21 protein-coding genes and 4 tRNA genes are annotated in these 22,665 nt (G+C 71.5%); 15 read left to right on the forward strand and 10 right to left on the reverse strand.

The annotated features are described in order from the left end of the window. Positions 1 to 71 precede the first annotated feature (71 nt). Positions 72 to 1,658, forward strand: a complete 1,587-nt coding sequence (locus BS80_RS19090; protein WP_051966790.1) for an amino acid adenylation domain-containing protein — start codon at positions 72 to 74, stop codon at positions 1,656 to 1,658. Then, positions 1,655 to 2,434 (forward strand): thioesterase II family protein, encoded by a 780-nt coding sequence (locus BS80_RS19095; RefSeq protein ID WP_083974908.1) that lies wholly within the window; start codon positions 1,655 to 1,657, stop codon positions 2,432 to 2,434. The genes BS80_RS19090 and BS80_RS19095 overlap by 4 nt, the downstream gene beginning before the upstream one ends. 403 nt (positions 2,435 to 2,837) lie before the next feature. Here BS80_RS19095 and BS80_RS19100 read toward each other — a convergent pair. Together BS80_RS19100 and BS80_RS19105 are read right to left on the reverse strand one after the other, a co-directional pair. Beyond that, a tRNA-Lys gene (locus tag BS80_RS19100) sits at positions 2,838 to 2,910 on the reverse strand. Positions 2,911 to 3,074: 164 nt separating this feature from the next. After that, on the reverse strand, positions 3,075 to 3,749 hold the full coding sequence (locus BS80_RS19105) for a DNA polymerase beta superfamily protein (protein WP_035798972.1): 675 nt from the start codon (positions 3,747 to 3,749) through the stop codon (positions 3,075 to 3,077). 129 nt (positions 3,750 to 3,878) lie between these two features. Here BS80_RS19105 and BS80_RS19110 point away from each other — a divergent pair, with 129 nt between their 5' ends. Next, positions 3,879 to 4,190 (forward strand): hypothetical protein, encoded by a 312-nt coding sequence (locus tag BS80_RS19110; protein WP_035798975.1) that lies wholly within the window; start codon positions 3,879 to 3,881, stop codon positions 4,188 to 4,190. A gap of 25 nt (positions 4,191 to 4,215) precedes the next feature. Here BS80_RS19110 and BS80_RS19115 read toward each other — a convergent pair whose 3' ends face one another. The 3 genes from BS80_RS19115 to BS80_RS19125 form a co-directional block, all read right to left on the reverse strand. Further along, the gene (locus tag BS80_RS19115; protein WP_035798977.1) at positions 4,216 to 5,037 is read right to left on the reverse strand and encodes a TIGR02452 family protein; all 822 of its coding nucleotides are present in this window, start codon (positions 5,035 to 5,037) and stop codon (positions 4,216 to 4,218) included. Positions 5,038 to 5,180: 143 nt separating this feature from the next. Beyond that, a complete protein-coding gene (locus tag BS80_RS19120; RefSeq protein ID WP_035798979.1) occupies positions 5,181 to 7,544 on the reverse strand; it encodes a DEAD/DEAH box helicase in 2,364 nt (787 codons plus the stop codon). Positions 7,545 to 7,739: 195 nt separating this feature from the next. Next, the gene (locus BS80_RS19125; RefSeq protein ID WP_035798982.1) at positions 7,740 to 8,660 is read right to left on the reverse strand and encodes a hypothetical protein; all 921 of its coding nucleotides are present in this window, start codon (positions 8,658 to 8,660) and stop codon (positions 7,740 to 7,742) included. Between the two features lie 249 nt (positions 8,661 to 8,909). Between BS80_RS19125 and BS80_RS19130 the strand changes: the two genes are divergently transcribed. The 5 genes from BS80_RS19130 (at position 8,910) to BS80_RS19150 (ending at position 10,463) form a co-directional block, all read left to right on the forward strand. After that, on the forward strand, positions 8,910 to 9,251 hold the full coding sequence (locus BS80_RS19130) for a metallopeptidase family protein (RefSeq protein ID WP_035798984.1): 342 nt from the start codon (positions 8,910 to 8,912) through the stop codon (positions 9,249 to 9,251). 131 nt (positions 9,252 to 9,382) lie between these two features. Then, a tRNA-Glu gene (locus BS80_RS19135) sits at positions 9,383 to 9,455 on the forward strand. A gap of 66 nt (positions 9,456 to 9,521) precedes the next feature. Beyond that, positions 9,522 to 9,595, forward strand: a tRNA-Asp gene (locus BS80_RS19140). Between the two features lie 28 nt (positions 9,596 to 9,623). Continuing rightward, positions 9,624 to 9,697: transfer RNA gene (locus BS80_RS19145), tRNA-Phe, on the forward strand. A gap of 220 nt (positions 9,698 to 9,917) precedes the next feature. Continuing rightward, entirely contained in the window at positions 9,918 to 10,463 is a 546-nt protein-coding gene (locus BS80_RS19150; RefSeq protein ID WP_035798987.1) for a Uma2 family endonuclease, read from the forward strand. On the opposite strand, the gene BS80_RS42895 is transcribed toward BS80_RS19150, so the two are convergent. Both BS80_RS42895 and BS80_RS19155 read right to left on the reverse strand, forming a co-directional pair. Beyond that, positions 10,457 to 10,627: a helix-turn-helix domain-containing protein gene (locus BS80_RS42895; RefSeq protein WP_332262193.1), complete on the reverse strand. Its 171-nt coding sequence runs from the start codon at positions 10,625 to 10,627 to the stop codon at positions 10,457 to 10,459. The genes BS80_RS19150 and BS80_RS42895 overlap by 7 nt on opposite strands. Before the next feature lie 146 nt (positions 10,628 to 10,773). Then, the gene (locus BS80_RS19155) at positions 10,774 to 11,907 is read right to left on the reverse strand and encodes a hypothetical protein (RefSeq protein ID WP_035801915.1); all 1,134 of its coding nucleotides are present in this window, start codon (positions 11,905 to 11,907) and stop codon (positions 10,774 to 10,776) included. A 75-nt stretch (positions 11,908 to 11,982) separates the two neighbouring features. Between BS80_RS19155 and BS80_RS40890 the strand changes: the two genes are divergently transcribed. After that, entirely contained in the window at positions 11,983 to 13,227 is a 1,245-nt protein-coding gene (locus tag BS80_RS40890; protein ID WP_157536385.1) for a plasmid pRiA4b ORF-3 family protein, read from the forward strand. 259 nt (positions 13,228 to 13,486) lie between these two features. On the opposite strand, the gene BS80_RS19165 is transcribed toward BS80_RS40890, so the two are convergent. Beyond that, positions 13,487 to 14,455: a helix-turn-helix transcriptional regulator gene (locus BS80_RS19165; RefSeq protein ID WP_035798990.1), complete on the reverse strand. Its 969-nt coding sequence runs from the start codon at positions 14,453 to 14,455 to the stop codon at positions 13,487 to 13,489. 73 nt (positions 14,456 to 14,528) lie between these two features. Between BS80_RS19165 and BS80_RS19170 the strand changes: the two genes are divergently transcribed. Together BS80_RS19170 and BS80_RS19175 are read left to right on the forward strand one after the other, a co-directional pair. After that, complete coding sequence (locus BS80_RS19170; RefSeq protein WP_035798993.1) at positions 14,529 to 14,996, forward strand: hypothetical protein; 468 nt, start codon at positions 14,529 to 14,531, stop codon at positions 14,994 to 14,996. Then, positions 14,993 to 15,607 carry an NIPSNAP family protein gene (locus BS80_RS19175; protein WP_063772011.1) on the forward strand — a complete coding sequence of 205 codons (615 nt, stop codon included), beginning with the start codon at positions 14,993 to 14,995 and terminating at the stop codon, positions 15,605 to 15,607. The genes BS80_RS19170 and BS80_RS19175 overlap by 4 nt, the downstream gene beginning before the upstream one ends. Positions 15,608 to 15,745: 138 nt before the next feature. Here the strand turns inward: BS80_RS19175 and BS80_RS19180 are convergent, their stop codons facing one another. Then, positions 15,746 to 16,417 (reverse strand): DUF2306 domain-containing protein, encoded by a 672-nt coding sequence (locus BS80_RS19180; RefSeq protein ID WP_051966791.1) that lies wholly within the window; start codon positions 16,415 to 16,417, stop codon positions 15,746 to 15,748. Positions 16,418 to 16,629: 212 nt separating this feature from the next. Between BS80_RS19180 and BS80_RS19185 the strand changes: the two genes are divergently transcribed. Further along, the gene (locus tag BS80_RS19185) at positions 16,630 to 18,042 is read left to right on the forward strand and encodes a sensor histidine kinase (RefSeq protein WP_035798996.1); all 1,413 of its coding nucleotides are present in this window, start codon (positions 16,630 to 16,632) and stop codon (positions 18,040 to 18,042) included. Continuing rightward, positions 18,039 to 18,878, forward strand: a complete 840-nt coding sequence (locus BS80_RS19190; protein ID WP_083974912.1) for a response regulator — start codon at positions 18,039 to 18,041, stop codon at positions 18,876 to 18,878. The genes BS80_RS19185 and BS80_RS19190 overlap by 4 nt, the downstream gene beginning before the upstream one ends. Before the next feature lie 87 nt (positions 18,879 to 18,965). Here BS80_RS19190 and BS80_RS39475 read toward each other — a convergent pair whose 3' ends face one another. After that, positions 18,966 to 19,880, reverse strand: a complete 915-nt coding sequence (locus BS80_RS39475; protein WP_051966792.1) for a hypothetical protein — start codon at positions 19,878 to 19,880, stop codon at positions 18,966 to 18,968. 752 nt (positions 19,881 to 20,632) lie between these two features. Here BS80_RS39475 and BS80_RS19200 point away from each other — a divergent pair. After that, positions 20,633 to 21,679: a 3-oxoacyl-ACP synthase III family protein gene (locus tag BS80_RS19200; RefSeq protein ID WP_035799000.1), complete on the forward strand. Its 1,047-nt coding sequence runs from the start codon at positions 20,633 to 20,635 to the stop codon at positions 21,677 to 21,679. Positions 21,680 to 21,789: 110 nt separating this feature from the next. After that, positions 21,790 to 22,623 carry an SDR family NAD(P)-dependent oxidoreductase gene (locus tag BS80_RS19205; RefSeq protein WP_035799005.1) on the forward strand — a complete coding sequence of 278 codons (834 nt, stop codon included), beginning with the start codon at positions 21,790 to 21,792 and terminating at the stop codon, positions 22,621 to 22,623. Positions 22,624 to 22,665: the final 42 nt, after the last annotated feature.

The raw sequence follows: 22,665 nt of genomic DNA on the forward strand, positions 1-22,665 counted from the left end.
GGGGCACCGATTCAGGGGACACCGATTCAGGGGACACGACAGCGGGACGGGCGCCCGCCAGGCTGCTGTCCGTGACCCTCGAACCCCCTGCCCCGACGAGCCCGCTGAGCCCGCCGAGTCCGCCGCGTGAGCACGTCGCGCTGCACGCGCTGTTCGCTCACTGGGCCGCGCACACGCCCCAGGCCCCGGCAGTCGTCGACGCGACCGGGACGCACGGTTACGGCGCTCTGTGGCAGCGGGCCGGGCAGGTCGCGGCCGCCCTGCGCGGGCACGGCGTCCGCCAGGACGAGGTGGTGGCGACGGTCCTCCCCCGCACGGCCGAGCAGGTCGTCGCGCTGCTCGGGATCCTGCAGGCCGGCGGCGCGCTGCTGGCCCTGGATCCCGCCCAGCCCCCGGCGCGGCTCCGGGCGCTGACGGAGGATGCCGGCGTCCGGATCGTCATCACCGACGGCAGCGTCGAGCCGCCGGACGGCGTGTCCTGGGAGGCTGTCACGCTCGACGCCCTCGCGGCGACCGGCTCCGCGGCGGCCGCGACTACAGGTCCTGCCGACGTGAGCGCGACTGCCCTCGCCTGCCTGCTCTACACCTCGGGCAGCACCGGGCGTCCCAAGGGCGTGCTGCTCACCCATGCCGCCGTCACCAACTACGCCCGGCACCAGGCGGAGAGCTTCGCACTCGGCCCGGACGACCGGGTCGCCCAACGGGCGCCGTACACCTCCGACGCCGCGCTCTCCGAGCTGGTGATGGCCTTCGCGGTCGGCGCCGCGGTGGTCGTCCTGCCGCTGGAGGCCCTGGCCACCCCGGACGCCTTCGCCCGAACCCTGGAGCAGCACCGGATCAGCATGCTGACCATCGTGCCGAGCCTGTTGGCCCCGTTGGTCGCCGACCAGGTGTTCACGCGCTGCCCGTCACTGCGGGTGGTCGTCTCGGTGGGCGAGCAGTTGACCCGGAGCCTGGCGGCCGACTTCGCCCGGCAGAACCCCGCGGCTCTGTACAACCTCTACGGTCCGTCGGAGGCCGGAATCGGCGTGACGGCCCATCGCGTCACCGGCACCGAGCCCGGCTCGACGATTCCGATCGGCCACGCATCCGCCGGGCTTCGCGTGCACGTGTGCTCCCCGGACGGCGAGGCGCTCGCACCACTGACCCCGGGAGAGCTCTACGTCGGCGGCGCGCAGCTGTCCCGGGGCTACCTCAACCGCCCCGCGCTGACCGCCGAACGGTTCGTCCCGGACCCGTTCTCCGGCCTGCCCGGGGCACGGCTGTACCGCACCGGCGACCGGGTGCGCCGGCAGCTGGACGGCTCACTGGAATTCGTCGGCCGCGTCGACGGACAGCTGAAGCTGCGCGGCGTCCGGGTCGAGCCGGGCGAGATCGAGGCCGCGATCCAGCGGCACCCGGCCGCGAAGCAGGCCGCCGTCACCGTCCTCACCGGTGGGCCCGGCCCCGATCTGCTGGTCGCGTTCGTCGAGTGGGAAGGGCAGACCGACGGAGTGCCCCGCGCACTGCGCTCGCACCTGCGAGTACTGCTGCCCGCGCCGATGATTCCCGCCGTCTTCCACGCGCTGCCGGCGTTCCCGTTGCTTCCCAGCGGGAAGACCGACCGTCAGTCTCTTGCGGATCTCGCGGTCCGCCTCCGCACCGAGAGTCCACGATGACCACTTCTCCCCTCGCCCCCGCTTCCCACCCGGACCAGCCGGTCGTGCGCATGCACGGCTACGGCTCCACCGCGACCACCGAGGTCAAGCTCTACTGCTTCCCGCACGCGGGCGGCGCCGCCCCCTTCTACCGGTCCTGGCCGATGCTCCTGCCGCCCGGGGTCGAGCTCCGCGCCGTCCAGCTGCCCGGGCGCCAGGACCTCGCCGGCGCCCCCGCCTTCACCGACCTGGACTCGCTGGCCCGCGCCGCCGCGGACGCGGTCGCCGAGGACGCCCAGGGACTGCCGTTCGCGTTCTTCGGTCACAGCATGGGCGCGCTGACCGCGTTCGAGACCGCCCGCGAGCTGCGCCGACGCGACCTGGCCCAGCCCGTGCTGCTCGGGCTGTCCGCCCATTCGGCCCCGCACCTCGACAAGGCCCTCCCACCCCAGCCCCCCGTCTCCGACCAGGAACTGCTCGACCAGGTCACATCATGGGGCGGAATCCCGGCAGACGTCCTGCGCAGCCCCGAACTGCTGGAGATCGTCCTGCCCGTCCTGCGAGCGGACTTCACGGCCATCGCGACCTACCAGCACACCCCGGAGCCCCCGCTGGACTCCCCCTTCGCGCTGTTCGGCGGCACCTCTGACGCCATGGTTTCCGAGGAGGCCCTGGACGCCTGGCGCCAGTACTCCAGCGGACCCGTCACCGTCGAGCACTTCTCCGGAGACCACTTCTACCTCACCCGCTGGTCATCCCGGATCCTCGCCACGATCTGCTCCCGCCTCGGCCGATGAACTGGCCCAACCAACCGAAGTAGCAGAGGACTTGGACTCCTGGGCGAAGATCTGCGGTACGTAGGGTCACGCACCCTTCGGGGTGCTCCCCCCTCACCCACCACACCTACCTGGCCATCGACCTGCGCGAGAGCGGCACGACCCGCCTTGCACCGCGGGCCACCTCCGCCGGAAGCCGGCGTGCATTCATGGCCGCACTCGGCCGGCAACTGGCTCCATTCATCATGGCCCCCGCAGCGCGGGAACACCTCTGCCGTCGGGCACTGTCCGCCGCAGAATCCCCGCAGACGGACATTTCGGGCGCATTTTCGGGCGCATTTTCGGGCCGGCCGCGAGCACTAACCGAGAGCCAGGAAACCAAAAAGGCCAGGTCAGACGGTGTCTGACCTGGCCCTCTATCAGGTGGGGCGCCAGGGGCTCGAACCCTGAACCTACGGATTAAAAGTCCGCAGCTCTAACCATTGAGCTAGCGCCCCGTCAGCCGGCGACCACCATGGTGGTACAGCGCCTGCCGCGATGATCCTACCCGGTGATCCCTGTGCGTTGACCAGAGTTCTGGGCCGCCGCGCGGGTCGCACCGCAGAAGCGGGCCCGGGGGATGCCCCGGGGCGGGCTTGGGCGGCAGGCCGCCGGGGCGGGGCTACGCGGCGGCGGGCAGCCGGGTGCGGCGCAGGCGGCGCAGCCAGGCTTCGACGGCGGGTTCGTCGGGGGCGTCGGGGAGGACGCCGGGGCGGTCGAAGCGGCGTTCGGCGTCGGCGAGCAGGGGGGCGGCGAGGTCCGGGTGGTCCGCGAAGCGCTCGCCCAACTCCCGTATCCGCTCGGGGTCGGCGAGGCGGACCCGCAGCTCGCCGGTCTCGTGCAGGCCGACGCCCTGCTCCAGCAGCCGGACCAGGTGCCGGGCGTGCTTGGCACCCTGGGTGCGGGCCCTGACGTCGGTGCGGTCGCGGGTCTGGAGCTTCCTGAACTGCTGGGTGGCGTAGCCGAGGTAGGAGTCGCGCACCGCACGGCTGCTCAGCAGGGTGCTGCGCAGGCCGATCAGCTCTTCGCCCGGCTCGGTCCTGACCTCGTACAAGTCATCGGGCAACCAGACGAGTTCCGAGGCGGTCGGGTTGCAGCTCAGGGCCAGCCGGCACCACTTCGCGGCCTCGTGCCAGGTCCTGTCGGGCGCGGTGGTGACGTGCGACTCGGCCGGGCGGCGCAGTCCGTGCAGTTCCTCAGTCGGGACGGCGAACAGGCCGAGCCGGTCCACGTCCGACCCCTCGTGCGCCAGCCCGTACGCGGTGGAACCCACGATGCCGGACAACACCTCGTACATGACACTCCCTCTCCCGCTCGCGACGCTGTCCGGAGTCTCCCCGCTGCCGGGGCCCACCCGCGACCCATTTCCGGCGGGGCACCGGGTTAGGGTCGACGGGAGGAGCCCCCGCAGAGACCGGAGTGCACGATGGCGAAGATCCCGACCGCACTGATCGCGGCGACCGGCCTGATCGGCGGGTACGGCACCGCGCGCTGGACGGGCCGGCGCGAGCTGGGCGGCGCGGTGCTGGCAACCGCGGGCGCGGCCGCCGCGTACCGCTGGCGGCGGGAGAGCGGCGCGGCCACGGCCGTGGCGCTGACCGGGCTGTACCTGGGCGCGTTCGGCGGCTCGCACCCGCTGGCGAAGAAGATCGGCGCCTGGCCGTCCGTGCTCGCCGTGACGGGCGTGGTGACGGCCGCCTCGGCGCTCACCCGGCGCGCGACGGCCGGCTCCTGCTGATGCCGTGCTAGTGCCGCGTCAGGCACTAGGAACCGAAGCGCGCCTCGAAGGCCGCCCGGTTCGGCGACACCGCCGTGCGGTCCCAGACCGCGAAGACCACCCGGTCGAACGCCGTGCCGTAGCGGACCAACGCCGACTCGAAGGCGGCCGCCACCTCGCCCGGGTCGTTGGCGAACACCCCGCAGCCCCACGCCCCGAGCACCAACTCCCGCACGCCGTGCCGCGCCGCGACGGCGAGCACCCGCAGCGCGCGCTCGGCCAGCACCTCCCGGACGTCAACGCTCTCGGAACGGCGGCGCAGCTGCCCGGCGTTCGGCGCCGGTGAGGTCAGGAAGTCCACCTCGTACGGCTGCGCGGCCAGCTCGCCCCGCCCGTCGCGGATCACCGGCACGCCCGGCGAGAAGATCACCCGGTGGCTGTAGCGGAGGTCGTCGCTCGCGCGGTGCGCCGCGTAGTAGTCGGGCGCGGCCAGCAGGCAGGAGTAGAGCAGGGCGGTGCGGCAGACGTCCTCCTCCTGGGCGCGCGCGCCGCGCAGGTAGCCGCCGCCGGGGTTGCGGGCGGAGGCGAAGTTGAGCACCCCGATCCGTCGGCCGCCCTCCTGGTGCAGCCGCTCGGCGGCCTGCATGCTGCCCTCGGCGGTGACCTCCAGGCGCGCCCCGGCCGTCGCGGCCGACGGCGCCGACTCCAGCAGGGCCGTCAGCTGCTCCGGGGTGTAGCTGAGCGTCCCGGCCCGCGCGGCGGCCAGCCGCTCGGCCACCTCCACCTGCGCACCGCCCGGTCCCCGGTACGTCCCGCGCTCGGCGATCTCCTCGTTCACCACGGCCACTTGGTGCAGTCTGCTGCTCATGCGTCAGACCGTACGCGCTCACCCTCCGAGGCGCCAGCGAGTTGTTCTCAACATCAGTACAACCTGCTCCGGCAACGCCAACGGGCCCGCCCCACCGAAGTGGAACGGGCCCGCCGACTACTGGACTACTGGGCTACCGAGCGTCAGCTCTTCCAACGCGGCTTGCGGTCGCCGCCGTTGAAGCCGCCACCACCGTTGCCGCCGTTGAAGCCGCCGCCACGGTTGTCACGGTCGCCGAACGAGCGGCCGCCACCGCGGTTGTCGCGGTCACCGTAGGAGGAGCCACCCTGCGGGCGGCCACCCGAGCGGTGGTCGTCACGACGGGCGAACGGACGGCTCGCACCGGCACCGGCGCCACCGCCGGTGCGGTTGTCACGGTCACCGAAGGAACGGCCGGCCGGACGGTCACCGAACGAGCGGGCCGGACGGTCGTCACGGTCACGGTTGAACCCGCCACCCGAGCGGTTGTCACGGTCACCGAACGAACGACCCGCCGGACGGTCACCGAAGGAACGGCCACCACGGTCGTCGCGGTCACGGTTGAAGCCACCGCCGGTGCGGTTGTCACGGTCACCGAAGGAACGGCCGGCCGGACGGTCACCGAACGAGCGGGCCGGACGGTCGTCACGGTCACGGTTGAACCCGCCACCCGAGCGGTTGTCACGGTCACCGAAGGAACGGGCCGGACGGTCGTCACGGTCACGGTTGAACCCGCCACCGGAACGGTTGTCACGGTCACCGAACGAGCGACCCGCCGGACGGTCACCGTAGGAACGGCCGCCACGGTCGTCACGGTCACGGCCACCGCCGCGGTTGTCGCGGTCGCCGTAGGACGGACGCTCGCTGCGCGCCTCGCGGTACGCCGGGGTGCGCTCCTCGCGCGGCTCGCGCACCTCGCGCACCTCACGGACCTCGCGCACCGGCGCGGCGGTCTCGACGACGGCGCTCTCGCCCTCGACGGCCTCCGCGGCGGGGGCCTCGTCCTCGATGCCCAGCTCGGCACGCTCGCGCGCCGCGCGGGCGGCCAGGCGGTCGGCCTCGTCGCGCAGCTCGGTCGCCCGGCGCTGCGCCTTCTCCAGCTGACGGGTCATGTCGGCGATCTCACGCTCGGCCGCACCGGCGATGCCGGCCGCGCTCTCGGCCTGGACCTCGATCAGCGAGCGGGCGCCGGTGATCCGGGCCACCTCGGCGTCGAAGGCGTGGTCGAGGATGTGGCGGCTGGCGTCGACGCCCGCGTCCTCCATCAGGCGGAACACGCCACGGCGCTGGTGCGGCAGCACCAGGGTGACGACGGCGCCCGAGCGGCCGGCCCGCGCGGTACGGCCGGAGCGGTGCAGGTAGTCCTTGTGGTCGCCGGCCGGGTCCACGTTGAGGACCAGGTCGATGTCGTCCACGTGGATACCGCGGGCCGCGACGTCGGTCGCGACGACGACGTTGAGGTAGCCGTCCTTGAAGTCACCGAGCACCCGGGTACGGGCGCCCTGGGTCATCCCGCCGTGCAGCGCGTCGGCCTTCACGCCGGCCTCGATGAGCTGCTCGGCCACTCGGTCGGCGCCCATCTGGGTGCGGACGAAGATGATCGTGCGGCCCTTGCGGGCGGCGATCGCGTTGGTGATCGGGGCCTTGTCCTTGGGCTTCACCACGAGGATGTGGTGGGTCATGGTGGTGACCGCGCCCTGGGCCGCGTCGACCTCGTGGGTGACCGGGTTCTTCAGGTAGCGCTTGACCAGGCTGTCGATCTCGTTCTCGAGGGTGGCCGAGAACAGCAGGCTCTGGCCGCCGCTCGGCACCTTGTCGAGGATCTCGGTGACCTCGGGCAGGAAGCCCATGTCGGCCATCTGGTCGGCCTCGTCGAGGACGGTGACCATCACGTCGTCGAGCTTGGCGACGCTGCGGTTGATCAGGTCACGCAGGCGGCCGGGGGTGGCGACCAGGACGTCGACACCGCGCTCCAGCGCGTAGATCTGGTTGGACATCGACGTACCGCCGCAGACGACCTTGAGCTTGAGGCCGAGCACCGAGCCGAACGGCTCCAGCGCGTCGGCGACCTGCATCGCCAGCTCGCGGGTCGGGACGAGGATCAGGCCGCGCGGGTGCTTCGGGCGGGTGCGGCCCTCGGCGCCGGAGATCCGGGTGAGCAGCGGCAGGCCGAAGCTCAGGGTCTTGCCGGAGCCGGTACGGCCGCGGCCCAGGACGTCCTTGCCGGCCAGCGCGTCCGGGATGGTCGCGGCCTGGATCGGGAACGGGGTGGTGACGTCACGCTTGGCGAGGGCACGCACGATGTCGTCGTGCAGGCCCAGGTCGCCGAAGGTCACGGTGCGCTCGGCGGGGGCCGCCACAGCGTCGTCCTCGTCGGAGTCGAGCTCGGCGTCGAACTCGGCCTCGAAGGACTCGATGACCTCGGTGGAGTCGATCGCGTCGGCGGCCACAGCGGCAGCGTCGGCGGGGAAATCGGCGGCGGAGCCGCTCGCGGGCATGGCGAAGCGGTCGTCGTCAACGAGAGACATGCAAAACCTTCCGGAAGTGGCACGCGCCTAAGTCCGGGGGTTCGCATACAACCGCCTCAATGCGGTCAGCCACGGATCGCCGGAACGCGCCAGGGGCGCCAATGGGGATTCAGGGCGCCAGACAAATGAATCAAACGAACGATCTACCAAGATAGACGAACCATGACTCCGAAGGCAAATGCGCTGGCCAGGCCCTCAATGCCCAGCCGAACCACCACCCGGGGCAGTGGATGCGCTACTGCTCGCGGAGGGACCCGGGCCGGCCGGGGCGGAGGGCGCCGACGAGGGACGGCCGGAGCTCGGCGCGGACTCGACCGGAGCGCCCGGACTGGACGACGGGGCCGCGCCACCGCCGACCGCGCCGCCCACGGCACCGCCACCGGCCGCACCGCCGATGGCGGAGCCCACGCCGCCCGTACCGCCCGCGCCGCCGCTGGCGCCCCCTGTGGTGCCCGTGCCGCCGGAGCCCGTCGTCCCGCCGGAGGTGCCCCGGCCCGTGCCGCCCGCCGCACCGGTGCCACCGGAGGCGGGCTCGCTGGCCACCGGCCCGGCCGACTCGCCCGGACGGACCGGAACCGCGACCACGCCGCCGGGCAGCGGCGCGCCGGGGAGCGAGGACATCCCGGGGCTGGGGTCACCGGCGGCCACCACCGAGCCGCCCGTGCCCGGCGCGCCGGCGGGCGACCCCGCCGAGGCGGCCTCGCCCTTCGTCCCACCCGACCGCTCGGCGCGGGATCCGCTGCCCCGGCCCTGGCCGGCGCTCGCCCCGGTGCTCGCGTGGCCGGTCGGGTTCGCCTGGCCGGCGGTGCGGCCGGCCGGCTGCTGATCCGCGCTGGGACCGACCTCCATGCAGCCCGCCACGCTGAGGCCGGCCAGCGCCAGGACGGCGGTCCGTACCGCGACCGTCCGGAAGACCGCCGGCCGCACCGGCTGCCCGCCCCGCCCGGCCGCCCGTGCGGCCGCCCGCGCGGCGACCGCGGACCGGACCGATCCGGCCCGCCCGGCGGGTGCACCAGCGGCTGCCGCGCCCGCCGCCACCCTGACGGCCCTGGCGCGCAGCACGCCGCCCCGGGCACCGCCGAGCACCGTGCCCCCGCTCGAAATCGTCGGAACCATCGCCGCCGCCTCTCCGCCCGCCCCGCCTGGCCGCTCGTCGCACACGGCCGCTTTCGGTGCCCAACGCCTGGCGCGCCGCGTGGACACGGCCGACCGTCGACCGGATGGCCGCGTCCGGCCTCACCGTCCGAATTCGCTCGAACGCGTCGAACGACTCGCCCCATCGATCGAACAGTCGTGCCGAACCGACGTACGGCCGCGCACCATCTGGCACGCCCTCACCCGGCCGCCGACAATGGGCCCGTGGACATGAGCCGGGACGATTTCGAGGCACTGGTCAGCGACGCGCTGGACCAGATCCCCCCGCAGCTGGCGGCGATGATGGACAACGTGGCGGTCTTCGTCGAGGACGAGCCCGACCCCGCCTCGCCCGACCTGCTCGGCCTCTACGAGGGCACCCCGCTCACCGAGCGCGGCGAGTGGTACGCCGGGGTGCTGCCCGACCGGATCATCGTCTACCGCGGCCCGACCGTGCGGATGTGCGAGACCCGCGAGCAGGCCGTCTCGGAAGTCCGCACCACCGTCATCCACGAGGTGGCCCACCACTTCGGCTTCGACGATCACGAACTGCACGAGCTCGGCTGGTCGTGACCCACAGCCGCCCTGCCTGTCCGTCTGCCCGTGTGGCCGTCTGCCTGCCGAAACCGGTTTTGGCGTTCCCGTCCGCATCCCATATGCTTCTCACGTCCCCGACCGCTGGAGATCAGCCGGGCGGGCCGCAAGCCCTCATCGTCTAGTGGCCCAGGACGTCGCCCTTTCAAGGCGGTAGCACGGGTTCGAATCCCGTTGGGGGCACGGCAGTACAGTTCGACAGCAGTACGCGGTACAAGTAGTACAGTCAGGGTCGCAAGGCTCTGTCGAGGTCCTGTGGAGCAGTTGGTTAGCTCGCCACCCTGTCAAGGTGGAGGTCGCGGGTTCAAGTCCCGTCAGGATCGCTCATCCCCGCAAGGGATGGTGCAGTACGGCCAGGTAGCTCAGTTGGTACGAGCGTCCGCCTGAAAAGCGGAAGGTCGCCGGTTCGACCCCGGCCCTGGCCACATAGCCTGACCAGGCACGATGCCCTTGAAGCAGATCGCTTCGGGGGCATTTTTGTGCTGTTTGACGCCAACGGCACAGCGGACGGTCGGTCATCCGAATGAGCGGCCCGGAGCGATCCGAGGGACTGGGCGCCCGGCCACGGGGCCCGTACGGGCGATGCCGGACCCCGTCCCGGACTACGCTGAGGTGCTGCCCGGCACACCCCAGGAGGCACCGCGCATGAACCCGGAGCACTTTCTACTCCTTGAAGAGGCCCGCAGAAGCCTTCCCGACGGATTCAAGGTGGAGCTGTCGGGCGACACCATCGTGATGATGGTCAGCCCCTCGGGCATCCACCAGCGGAACCTTCTCCTGGTCCGCCGCCAGTTCGACGCGCACGCCCCGTCGGAGCTGCTGCCGAGCGAGAACACCGACCTCGTTTCACCGAACGTGGGCAAGAGCCGCAACCCTGACCTGACATACCTTCCAGGCGAGGCGTTGGAGACGACTGACAATCAGGTCCCCTCCGAAGTCGCCGCTGTCGCCGTCGAACTGGTCTCTCCCTCCAACCCGGAGAACGACTGGGTCGGGAAGGTGCGCGACTACCCCTTGATGGGGATCCCGCTGTACCTGTTGATCGACGCCAGGCAGAAGACCGTCACGCTCTTCAGTCGCCCCGATGGCACGAGATACCACCGCCGCGAGGACATCGAGTTCGGTGAGACGCTGCACATCCCAGAGCCGTTCGACTTCGACCTGAACACGACCGAACTGCTCCCTTACTGACCGACGGACACGTCCAGAACTGCGGCGAGCCGCAGCAGCAGGTCGGACGTGACCGGGAGTACTCCGCCGACCTCGATGTGCTCGACCTCGTCAGCCGTGGTGCCGAGCCGCACCGCCAGCTCGTCCTCGCTCAGACCCAGCTGGGCACGTCGGTCGAAGACCAGTTACCCGAGCGCCATGGCCAAGCGGATCTGCTCGCGCTCGGCGACGATCGCGGGGGCTCGACGTCCCCGTGCAGCCCGCGCTTGTCCCGGACTACCTGCCAGCGTGCGTGGTTCAGCACTCCTCCTCCGCCGTGTTGCGTGTGTAATCAGCCCCGCAGCCTCCGCTCATCGAGGCGGCGCAGCAGGCCGGGCAGGCGCTGATGCTCCTCGCGAAGCGCGCTGAGGCGCTGCCGGAAGGCGGGACCGCGTCCGATGTGGTCACAGGCGTCGCGAAGGTCCACCAGGAGAGCGGTAGCGGCGTCGTAGTCGGTCGGCTTCTTCTGAGCGATGCGGTCCTGGACTTGGGCCCACACCGACTCTTCCTTGTCGGCCAAGGCCGTCAGCTTCTTCGCGAGCGTCTCGGCTTGCGTCTGCTTGGTCCGTTGCCGGCGTTCGGTGGCTCGCGCGTGTGCGGCGTCAAGCAGTTCAGCTGCGGAGCGTCGCCCCGGTGCCGTCGCCGGGGTCGCTTCCCCACGCAGACGGCGCAGCAATTCGGGGCCCAACTGCGGTTCCCTGCCGAGGGCCAGGCGCAGCAGCAGGTCGTTCTTCTCCTTCTCGGGAAGTACGGCGATCAGCTGAGCCAGTTCCTTCTTCCCGAGCCCCCTCCCCGATCCGGGGGCGGGGAGGCTGGCCTGGGCGGCGACTGCGAGGAGGTCGGCATCGACGCGCAGGAAATCCGCGAGTGCTCGCTGAGGTGCCGTGAGCTGGTCGAGCCCGGCCGGGACCGGGGGCTCGATCGTTTCCTGGTACTCCTCTTCGTCGTCGCCCTGGAGCCCCCAGACACCAAGAGCGGACAACCACGCCAGGTACAGAGCACGGAGATCACCGGCCGCCAACTCCGCCCGAATCCCGACGATGGCACCGAGCGAGTCCTCCGCCCCCTCGTCCCAGTCTCCGCTCTCGTCTTCACTCCGCAGATCAAGGATCAGGTGGGTCTTGGTGGTCCATGCCTCGACGTGCTCGTCGAAGCAGTACGCCTCCACAGTGGGCAGCGCGAGCTGCTGCTTGGGCACGCGCAGAATCACCTGATGGGTACCCCAGTTGGCGAGGTACAGATGAGCGTCGTAGTACCGCTCCACCAGCTTCCTGGGATCGCCGCGGAAGTTGCCCCAGTGATAGTCGTTGGTGAAGCTGGTCGCGGTGATCCTGGCCCGGCTGGACAGCGCCCGCAGCTGCTCCTGCTCCTCGCGCGTGAGTGGGCGATCGATCGCCAGAAACTCGTAATGCTGGTACTCGCTCACCACCGCGACCTTACCGGCCCGATTGAAGCTCCATGATGGAATCCGGCACACCTCGGAACGGGACAAGGAGAGACGGTGGAAGCGGAGCAGCCACGCACAGTGCGGCAAGTGCGGGACCTGATCGCCTGGATCGGCACGGGGCGAAAGCTCACCCAGACGGGCAAGGTCACCCTCGCGGACGCGCGCGCTCTGGTCGCGCTGCTGGAGACCGGAGACACGGTGGACCCGTCCATCGGCGACAGGACCTTCAAGACCAAGACCAGCCAGGAGCTGTACCACCTGAACCTGCTGGTGGAGTGGGCCAAGTCGGCCCGACTGCTGAGGACCGTGAGCGGACGGGTGATGCCCGTGAAGAAGAACGCGCGGGTATGGGAGGACCCCGAGCTGCTCGTGCAAGCGCTGTTCGACGCCCTGCCGCGGATCGGCGACGCGGTACTACCGGCCGGGTGGCTCGGCTCGCCGTTCGCCGAGGAATACCCGGCCGGGCTGCGGGCGCTGCTGGCGCACCTCTATCCGTCCGATCACTTGGTTCCGGAGCAGGACCTACAGGCCGCAGTCTGGGACAACGTGTCCGGCTTCTTCATCCTCGACGACCTCCCCGCGGATCGCCTACGACTCCTGCGTCAGAGCAACGATCGTGACGTGACGCTCCTCCTCGCCACGCTCGACGGCCTCGGCGTCCTCCAGCGCACCGGCGATACCGCCAGCCTCACTGCGGCGGGCCGCCACACCATGGCCCGACTGCGCGGAGAGCCCCGCCCCGGCGACCCCGTCTACCGGCTCCGCATCGAGCTCACCGACGTGCAGCAGCCCCTGGTCTGGCGACGCGTCGAGGTCCCCGCCACCGTTCGTCTCGATCAACTGCACAGGGTCATCCAGGCCGCCATGGGCTGGCAGAACTGTCACCTGCACGCCTACAGCACGAACGGCATCCACTACGGCCGCCCCTCCTCCGAGCTGGACTTCGCCGACGAGACCAGAGCCGTACTGGACACCGTGGTCAAGGAGGGTGGCCACCTCGAGTACGCCTACGACTTCGGCGATTCCTGGGACCACCGCATCACCGTCGAACGCCGACTCGATGCCGAAGCCGGGCACCGCTACCCCCTATGCCTGGACGGGGCCGGAGCCTGCCCGCCTGAGGACTGCGGCGGCGCGCCCGGATACGAAGATCTCAAGCAGGCCCTCGCCGACTCCGCCCACCCCGAACACGAAGACCTCCTGCGATGGCTCGGCCTCGAGACAGCAGCCGACTTCGACCCAGCCCACTTCGACCTCCGTCAAACCGACCACCGACTCCGCGCTCTGAGCGACCAGTGATACAGCCGCCCGGTTGACGCCAGCGCTGACGCCAACCGGCATGGACGCTGGCGCCCGAAAGAACACTTCCACGGACGGCAAGGCCGGCCAAGCCAGGGCATCCCGACGCCCTGGCTTGGCCTGAAAAGCGGAAGGTCGCCGGTTCGACCCCGGCCCTGGCCACAGCTGCTGAACAGCAAGAAGCCCCCGAAGCGCCCAGCGCTCGGGGGCTTCTGCGTTCCGTTTGAAGCGGCCCTCTCCGGCGATGGCAACCCGCAGCCTAGGTGTAGCGAGCCGCGAGGGTCCGGACGGTGGTGGCGATCAGGGCTCGCAGGGCCGGGGGTTGGAGGACTTCCAGGTCGGAGCCCAGTTTGAGGAACTCGCCGTGGGCGTGGTCGATCGACTCGATCGGGACGGTCGCCACCGTCCAGCCGTCGGAGTCCGGGGTTCCGGCGGCGGCGACCGCACCGGCAACCGCGTGCCCGAGCTGCTCCCGCACCCGCCCGACCCCGCGCGGCGACAGGCGCACCACCGCCTCACCGGTGTGCAGCCGCGCATGGAAATCGGCAAGCTGCGCCTGCCAGTGCGCGACCAGGTCGAACCCAGGAGGCGGTGAGAACTCCTCGTCCAGCACACGCAGTTCGAGAATCTGGTCCACCCGGTAGCTACGCGGATCACCCCCGGCCGCAGCCACCAGGTACCACCGCCCGGCCTTGAGCACCAGCCCGTACGGCTCCAACCGCCGCTCGACCTCCTCCGGTGCCTTCCACCGGCGGTAGCGCACAGAGATCACCCGCCGCTCCCACACCGCCGCAGCCACGCCCGGCAGGTGCGGCGTCTCGTCGCCGTTCCCGTACCAGCCGGGCGCGTCCAGGTGGAAGCGTTCCTCGATCCGTCCCGCGTGCTCGCGCAGCTCGGCCGGTAGCGCGGCCCGCAGCTTCAGTTGAGCGGCCGCCAGCACCTCGCCGAGCCCCAGCTCCGCCGCCGGCCCGGGCAGTGCGGCCAGGAACGCCGCCTGTGCCTCATCTGCCGTCAGGCCGGTCAGCCGGGTCCGGTACCCGTCAAGCAGCCGGTACCCACCCGCGTGCCCCGCCTCACCGAACAGCGGGATACCCGCCGCACCGAGTGCCTCCGCGTCCCGGTAGATCGTCCGCACCGAGACCTCCAGCTCCTCCGCGAGCTGCTGCGCGGTCATCCGCCCACGGGTCTGCAAGAGCAGCAGCAGGGAGATCAGCCGGTCGGCACGCATGACAGCAAGTATCCGCCGGACCTCTCACTCACCTGACAGAAGGTGTCAGTGGAGTGCTCGTACGCTCCAGCGCATGGACGACTTCGACTTCCTTCACGGTGTCTGGGACGTGGCCAACCGCCGCCTTGCCGCGCCGCTGTCCGGCCGGGGCGACGACTGGCAGGAGTTCCCCGGCCGGGCATGCGTGCGTCCGCTGTTCGGTGGCGCCGGCAACATCGACGAGATCACCTTCCCAACGCTCGACTACCAGGGTGTGACGCTGCGCCTGTACGACCCTGAGCGGAAGCAGTGGGCCATCCACTGGGCGGACAGCCGCAGCGGCAGGCTCGACCCGCCGGTGGTGGGCTCGTTCACGGGCGACCGTGGCGACTTCCACGGGGATGACGCGTACGGGGGTCGCGTCATCCGGGTCCACTTCAGCTGGCTTCGACTCGGCCGCGACACGGCCCGGTGGGAGCAGGAGTTCTCGGCGGACGACGGCCTCAGCTGGGAGCGCAACTGGGTGATGGATCTCATTCGTGTCCGGGGGGCGGAAGCGTGAGCATCGTCGAGCTCCGTCAGTACACGCTGCGCCCGGGAGCACGGGACACCCTGATCTCTCTCTTCGAACGGAAGTTCGTGACCGGCCAGGAGGTCGCGGGCATCACGCTCGGCAGCCGCTTCCGGGACGTGAACGACCCGGACCGCTTCGTCTGGCTGCGGGCCTTCCCCGACATGGCGGCCCGCGCCCGCGCGCTGAGCGCGTTCTACTACGGTCCGGTCTGGCAGGCCCACCGGGACGAGGCCAACGCGACCATGATCGACTCGGACAACGTCCTGCTACTCAACGGTCCCGGCTTCACCGCGCTGCCGGACACCGAGACTGTCACTCTCACCATCTGTCACCCGAGGCAGCCGGACTTCGCCGAGTACTTCACGCAGCAGGTAAGCCCCGCGCTGGCTGCCGCCGACGTGGCGCCACTCGGCGTCCACCACTCTGAGCATGCCGAGAACAACTTCCCAGCTCTGCCGGTCCGCACCGGCGAGGACGTCTTCCTCTGGTTCACCGCCGGGACCGTGGCACCCGACCTGCCCTGGCCCGACGGGCTGCTTCCCCGGCTGCACACCGCTCCGCAGCAACTGCACCTGGAACCGATCAGGTGGAAGCGGTGACCGGTGAGGACCGTCGGCGCATCGCTGCTCGGAGCTGACACCGCATCCACCCGATTGCTGACGGTTCGGGCAAGCCGGCCGCCAGGCGAGTCGAGGGCCCTCCGTGGGGACGGTCGGCGACGTCGGAGCGGCCTCGGCTCATGTGAGACGCCGACGGCCGCGGCCGGCTATGACTCGTTCGGCGACCAGGAGGTCGATCAACCAGGACGTCCAGGCGCCGCTGCCGTAGGCCTGGTCGAAGGGGAGGCCGACTGCCGGTAGAACGGTCAACCACAGGCGGAAGGTGACGGAGGCGAAGATCAGGGCGTAGGACCTGACCATCCACACCTGGTGACGGGCGTAGTCGCGCCGGCGGACGGTGACGTACGCGGCGGTGGACGTCACCAGGAGCAGGACAGCGAGCATGGAGAAGCCGAGCGGGGCGATCGGCCCGACCAGACCGGTAGGCGCCAGCAGCAGGGCGCCGGCGGCGACGGCCAGAACGCTGACCAGGTAGACCCGGCCTATCACCCGGTGCAGGGTCGGGCGGCCGGCTCTCAACCAGGGCAGGAACTGCCACGGCCCCAGGGCCAATGCCAGGCAACCACCGCCTACATGGAGCAGCAACGGGGTGAGGTGGGCGAGATAGACCGCCCGTTGCTGCGCGAGGAAGGTGTTCGGGTCGAGGGTGAAGTAGCGGGCGGCGACCAGGGCGGTGAGGGTCGCCAGGACGGTGATCGAGATCCACCCGGCCCGACGGAGGAGGGGCGGGGACGAGCGGCCCTCGTTGACCGGGGCGACGCGGCGGCGAGTGGGAGCAGAGGAGTTCATGGCCAGGAAGCTACGGATCGGTCGGGGTGGTCCGCGTCCACTTCTCGGGGTGGATCGGTGTACCCCGACAGGGGTAGGTCGTGAGCCATCGATGCTGTACCCCACTGGGGGTACAGGCGGAGTACCCCCGCGGGGCGATGTGCGGCTGACGCCCGCCTTGCTACCGTCCGGAGCTGTCACCGCGCCGCGGTGACGGTGCCCCGGGAGGTGCGATGAGTCGGCCGATCTCGACCAGCACGCGCGCCACGACGTGGTTGCGCCGAACGCTGCCTGGCTCCAACGCACAACTGGTCGCCCTGCTGGCCACACTCTTCGGCACGCTGTGCCGAGCGATGCAGAGCGTGCGGCGCGGCGCGATGACGACCACCGGACCGATCCCGACGGCCGTCGACCGCACCGTGGCCGCCGCGTTCCTGGCCGTGATGGTCGTCGAGCGGACCGACGCGGCGTCGCGAATCGGCGCCCGGATGCCGCTGGCCATCCTGCTGAGCGTGGCCATCGCAGGCCCGATCGCCGTGCGCCGCAGCGCGCCGCTGGCTGCGTACGTGGTGGGATCCGCCGCGCTCTCGGTGGAGGCCCTGTTCGTTCTGCCCAGTCCCCTCTCCCCCTACGCGAACCTGATCGGCCTCTATTCGCTCGGCCTGCACGGCACGCGGGGCCGTGCGCGGCTGGGGCCGGTCGTCGTGCTGCTCGGCATGGTGGCCTACTTCAGCGGCTCCGCCCACACCTACCCGGTGATCCCCGCCGGCGCTCTCTTCGTCTGGCTGCTGTCCTGGTCACTCGGGTACGGCGCCGCCCGGCGACAGGAGGAGCGCGAGACCGCGCGGCGACTGCTGCGCCATCAGGCGGTGGCCGAGGAGCGTGCCCGGATCGCCCGTGAGTTGCACGACCTCGTCGGCCACACGCTCAACGTGATGCTCGTCCAGGCTGGCGCCGCCCGCCGGTTGCTGGGCCGAGATCCCGAGCAGAGCCGTGAGTTGCTGACGGGCATGGAACACACCGGCCGCGAGGCACTCGACGAACTGGACCGGGTGCTCGGCCTGCTGCGCCACGGCAGCCCGACACATCCGTCCGAGACAGTCACGTCGCCACTCAGGCCGGCAGCCGCAGGCGCGGCTGCACCCGCAACCACCGGCACAGCACCTGCACCGTCCCCCACCCAGTCACCGACACCGGCACCGCCGCCAGCACCGGCGCCCACGCAGGCACACGCGCCGCCGAACGCCCCCCTGGACGAACCGAACATGCAGCCCGGGCTCAGCGAACTGTCCAGGCTGACCGCCCGGATGGAGCAGGCCGGGATCCGGGTCACCGCGCGAATCGACCCCGCCGTGCGCCAAGTCCCACGCAGTATCGACATGTCGGCTTACCGGATCGTCCAGGAGGCCCTGACCAACACGCTGAAACACGGGCAGGCCGAATCCGCCGAGGTGATCGTCCGCCGCGACGGAAGGGTGATCGACATCGAGGTCCGTGACGACGGGTCGGGCGCTGTCGGTGGATACACGCCGGGCCGGGGATTGCTGGGCATCGCCGAGCGGGCGTCCATGTTCGGCGGCAGCGTAGAGCACGAGGGAGGTGAACGGGGCGGGTTCCGTCTCCATGCCGTGCTCCCGATCCCATGACGGTGAGGGTCGTGGTCGCCGACGACGACGCGCTGCTGCGTGCCGGTGTCGCGCTGGTGCTCAGCAGCGCGGACGAGACAGGTGGCACGGACGACACGGGTAGCGCCAACGGCAGGAGGCTCGACGGCAGAACCAGCGACGACGACGGCAGCAGCGGCTCCGGCAGCACGGGCAGCACGGGCAACTCCAGCAACCCAGGCAACCCAGGCAGCGCGGGCAACCCGGGCAGCCGAGCCGCCATAGAGGTGGTCGGCCAGGCCGCCGACGGCCTGACGGCCGTCGAACTGTGCCGGTCACTGGCACCGGACGTCATCCTGATGGACGTCCGGATGCCCGGCATCGACGGCATCGAGGCGACGCGCCGGATCGTCGCCGCGGGCCTGGCTACTCGCGTCCTGGTGCTGACGACGTTCCAGTACGACGACTACGTCTGGGGTGCGCTCCGGGCCGGTGCCAGCGGGTTCCTGCTCAAGCGCGCCTCTCCGGAGCGCCTGATCGACGCCGTGCAGGCGCTCGCCGCCGGCGAGGCGCTGCTGGACCCGGCCGTCACCCGTGACCTGGTCACCCATCTCGTCACCGGCGACCCCGACCGGCCGCGGGCCGGCGTACCGGACCGACGGCTGGCGCAGCTGACCGTGCGGGAGCGGGAGGTACTCCGGCTGGCCGCCGAGGGGTACTCGAACGCGGAGATCTCCGCGCTACTGTTCGTCGCCGAGTCCACGGTGAAGACCCACATGAAACGGGTACTGGCCAAGATCGACGCCCGCGACCGCGCGCAGGCGGTCGCGATTGCCTACCAGGGCGGCCTGATGACCACGCCGGACATCGCCCGCTGACCACCACCGGGCCCATACGCTCTGAGCCTTACGGCCGCGACCCATGACCCCAGGCCCGCCACCCGAGTAGCCAGCAACCCACCGGCATCAGTCAGGAGTCCGGGCCGCGACCTGCCAGAGCGCCCTGACCCGAGGCTGGTTACGGTACGGCCGGGTATACGCCCGCATCAGGGCGACGGCGCGGTCGTACCGGCGTGAGCGCAGAGCGGAGCGCTGCTCCAGGAAGGTGCTCCACGTCGCGCAGGCCGCGTCCAGATGGCCTGACCGCATCTGGTACTCGGCCAGTTGCGCGAGCACGACGGCGCGCGAACGCCGCTCCTGATCCGGCCGGTGCCGCAGTGAGTCCTGGAGAGCCGCGACGGCTCCCCGGCTGTCCCCGAAGTACCAGCAGATGACGGCCCGTTGGTGGGCCAGCGAGGCCTCGTGATAGCCGCCGGTGAACGAGGCGTCCCGGACCGCACCGGCGTCCACCAACCCTGCTTCCGCAGCCGCCAGTTGCTCCAGCGCCGGGCGGCGCTCCAGCAGTGCGGCGTGGGCCACGGCCAACTGGCCGTGCAGGAACGCCCGAGTGCGCGGCGGCGCGTGCCGCCCCTCGGCGACCGCCGCCTCCGCGAGCCGCAAGGCGTCACGGTGGTGCCCCAGCCCGCGGGCCTGCACGCTGAGCGCCCGCAGGGCGACGGCCAGCGCGGTGCGGTCGCCGGCCTCGTCCGCCAGCGTCGCGCTGAGGCGGTAGTAGCGCTGAGCAAGGCCGTGCAGCTCGTCGTCCACATGCGTGAAGCCGCACAGGTAGGTCAACGACGATGCCGTGATCAACAGTTCACGGCGAACTCCCGGGGGCGCCGGCTCGCGCAGCCACGGCACGATGCTGGTCGCCAGGTACTGGGTCAGCGCGGGGCGCACCGCTCCGCCTCCCGAGGCGTGGTCGGTGAGCGAGAAGACAGTACCCATCGCCTGCGCGGCCCGCAGGTGCGCGCGGGTGATCTGCCGAGACCGAGCCGACACGGAACCCACCCCAGGCGAACCCACCCCTGGCGAACCCACCCCAGGCGAACCCACCCCAGCCAAACGCTCCCGGCCTCTCGCGGTCAACGGCACGGCGGCCAGTTCGGCCAGCGAGTACGCGGCACTGGAGCGCCCGCGCCCCCGCCCACGCCCACCCCCAGCGCCGCCGGCGCTGAGCTCGGCGAGCGCGAGCACCGGGTCGCGCCCCCCGGGACCGCCCGCCTCCCGTTGCCCAGGCACCCGCGCCTCACCGAGCCCGGCAGTGTCCGGGGTGACGAGTCGACGCAGCCGACGGGTGAGCGCTTCGGCGACCAGCTCGGGCACCGGCCTACGTGGCACTGAGCCGTTCAACCACTGTGCCACTGAGGGTCGTTGGTAGTTCAGCGAGAGTCCGGCCTCGGCTCCGGCGGCGTTCACCGCACGAGCCAGTTCCTCGCCACTCCAACCGGCCTCGGCCAGCAGTCCGCGAAGCAGTGCATTGGAGTTCTGATGTCCCGTCATTTCGCAGCCCTTACAACACAATACGAAAATACGACGGATTATGCGATTGCTTAACGCGTCGCTGTTCTTAACGACAGGGGGACCGAAGGGCCTTTCGACGTCCGACGCCGAAGGCCGACCATGGAGGCCGGCAGGGAAATGTTTCCCGCGACGGAGCTCCGTACACGTCGGTCCCGCGACCGGCCCGCCAACCAGCTCCCCGGGCCCTGCCGTGCCTGCGAAAACGCAGGCCCGACAGAACGGAATCACCCATGCGACGCCGTATCGGAGTTGTGGGAACAGGCGGCTATCTTCCCCGCTCGATTCGAACAAACTCGGAGGTCGCGCCCGCCGCCTCGGTCACCCCCGAATGGATCGTGGAACGGACCGGCGTCCGCCACCGGCACCAGGCCGCGCCCGACCAGGCAGCCTCGGATCTGGCCGCCGAGGCTGTCCGCGCGGCGCTGGACTGCGCCGGACTCGACGCCGCACAGCTGGACCTGCTGATCCTCGCGACCTCCACCCCGGACGAGTTGGGCCCCTCCTCCGCCTGCCGGGTGCAAGCCCTCCTCGGCGCGCGCAACGCGGTCGCGTTCGATGTCTCCGCAGCCTGTTCGGGGTGGCTGTTCGCCTCCCGGGTCGCCCACGACTGGCTGGCCGGCGACCCCACCTCCCGGTACGCGGCGGTGGTGGGCTGCGAGGTCTACTCCCCGTTCATCGACGCGGCCGACCGCGCGACGGCGGTGCTCTTCGCCGACGGCGCGGCGGCGGCCGTGCTGGCGCCGGTGGCGCACGACGAGGGTTTCGGCGCCATCCGGCTCGGCTCCGACGGCACCCACGCGAGCGACGTGCTGATCCCGGCCGGCGGCAGCCGTCGCCCGGCCTCGCCGACCACCCTGACCGACGGCGGCCACCGGATCTTCATGAACGGCCGCGCGGTGCGCGACTTCATCCTGGAGCTCTTCCCGGCCGCCGTGCACAGCGCACTCGACGCATCCGGTCTGACGCTGGACCAGATCGACCTGGTGGTCACCCACCAGCCCAATCCGGTCCTGCTGCGCAGCGCGGCGCGGGCGCTCGGTCTGCCGGAGGAGCGCCTGGTGATCGTCGGCGAGGAGGTCGGGAACATCGGTGCCGGCTCGCTGCCCTTCGGCCTCGCACACGCCGCGGCGGCGGGCCGGGTGAAGCCCGGCGACCGCGTCCTGCTGGTCGCGTTCGGCGCCGGTGTCACCTGGGGCAGCACCGTCCTGATCTGGAGCGGAACCGCCAACGTCGCCCGGAGCCCGCTGCTTGACCTTCAGCTCCAGCAGTCGGCCTGAGCCCGCACGCAACCACGACCACGACCACAACCACGGCCACAACCACGGCTACGGCTACGGCCGCACCCCAGCCACGCCCTCACGCCCCGCCCCGGAAAGGACACCCGCCCATGCCGTCCCCCGCCCCCTTCCACCTGGGCAGCACCCGCGCCCTGGTCACCGGCGCCTCCCGCGGCATCGGCCGCGCGATAGCCCTGGCCCTCGCCGAGGCGGGTGCCGACATCGCCGTGACGGCACGCAGCGCCGACGGCCTCAAGCAGACCGCCGAGGCGATCGCCCGAACCGGCCGCCGCGCCGAGGTCGTCCCGGGCGACCTGCTCGACCCGCGGGAACCGGCCCGGATCGTCGCAGAGGCCGCCACCCAGCTCGGCGGCCTGGACCTGCTGGTGCACAACGCCGGCCTGCTCCCCGCCGACGAGCACGGCAACACCGTCTTCGCACCGCTCCAGGACTCCACCCCCGCCCAGTGGGAGCCCGTACTGACCGTCAACCTGCGGGCCACCGTGGCACTTTGCCGCGCCGCCCACCCCCACCTGGCGGCGTCCCCACGGGCCAGCATCCTGCTGGTCTCGTCCGTCGCGGGACTGATGGCCGTGCCGACCATGGAGGCGTACGGCGTCACCAAGGCCGCCGAGCTCTCGCTCACCCGGTCGCTGGCCGTCGGCTGGGCCCGGCAGGGCATCCGGGTCAACGCGCTCTGCCCCGGCTGGGTCCGCACCGACATGACGGCCGCGGTGCACACCCATCCACCCACCGCCGCCTGGCTGCTGGCCCACGTGCCGCTCGGACGCTGGGCGGAGCCGACCGAGGTGGCCGGGGCGGCCGTCTTCCTCAGCTCCCCGGCGGCAGCCTTCGTCACCGGCCATGCCCTGGTCGTCGACGGCGGACTCACGCTCCCCGACGGCGGCTTGGCCGGCTTCCCCAAGCCGCCACCACCGTTCTGACCTGCCCCACCCCGACCGGACGCCCCACCCCGCCGAACGCCC

This window comes from Kitasatospora mediocidica KCTC 9733, from assembly GCF_000744225.1.
GTDB lineage: Bacteria > Actinomycetota > Actinomycetes > Streptomycetales > Streptomycetaceae > Kitasatospora > Kitasatospora mediocidica.

Coding starts and splice junctions, on each gene's coding strand:
- BS80_RS19095 (WP_083974908.1), top strand. CDS start 1,655: ATGACCACTTCTCCCCTCGCCCCCGCTTCCCACCCGGACCAGCCGGTC.
- BS80_RS19105 (WP_035798972.1), bottom strand. CDS start 3,749: ATGTACGAGGTGTTGTCCGGCATCGTGGGTTCCACCGCGTACGGGCTG.
- BS80_RS19110 (WP_035798975.1), top strand. CDS start 3,879: ATGGCGAAGATCCCGACCGCACTGATCGCGGCGACCGGCCTGATCGGC.
- BS80_RS19115 (WP_035798977.1), bottom strand. CDS start 5,037: ATGAGCAGCAGACTGCACCAAGTGGCCGTGGTGAACGAGGAGATCGCC.
- BS80_RS19120 (WP_035798979.1), bottom strand. CDS start 7,544: ATGTCTCTCGTTGACGACGACCGCTTCGCCATGCCCGCGAGCGGCTCC.
- BS80_RS19125 (WP_035798982.1), bottom strand. CDS start 8,660: ATGGTTCCGACGATTTCGAGCGGGGGCACGGTGCTCGGCGGTGCCCGG.
- BS80_RS19130 (WP_035798984.1), top strand. CDS start 8,910: ATGAGCCGGGACGATTTCGAGGCACTGGTCAGCGACGCGCTGGACCAG.
- BS80_RS19150 (WP_035798987.1), top strand. CDS start 9,918: ATGAACCCGGAGCACTTTCTACTCCTTGAAGAGGCCCGCAGAAGCCTT.
- BS80_RS19165 (WP_035798990.1), bottom strand. CDS start 14,455: ATGCGTGCCGACCGGCTGATCTCCCTGCTGCTGCTCTTGCAGACCCGT.
- BS80_RS19170 (WP_035798993.1), top strand. CDS start 14,529: ATGGACGACTTCGACTTCCTTCACGGTGTCTGGGACGTGGCCAACCGC.
- BS80_RS19180 (WP_051966791.1), bottom strand. CDS start 16,417: ATGAACTCCTCTGCTCCCACTCGCCGCCGCGTCGCCCCGGTCAACGAG.
- BS80_RS19185 (WP_035798996.1), top strand. CDS start 16,630: ATGAGTCGGCCGATCTCGACCAGCACGCGCGCCACGACGTGGTTGCGC.
- BS80_RS19190 (WP_083974912.1), top strand. CDS start 18,039: ATGACGGTGAGGGTCGTGGTCGCCGACGACGACGCGCTGCTGCGTGCC.
- BS80_RS19200 (WP_035799000.1), top strand. CDS start 20,633: ATGCGACGCCGTATCGGAGTTGTGGGAACAGGCGGCTATCTTCCCCGC.
- BS80_RS19205 (WP_035799005.1), top strand. CDS start 21,790: ATGCCGTCCCCCGCCCCCTTCCACCTGGGCAGCACCCGCGCCCTGGTC.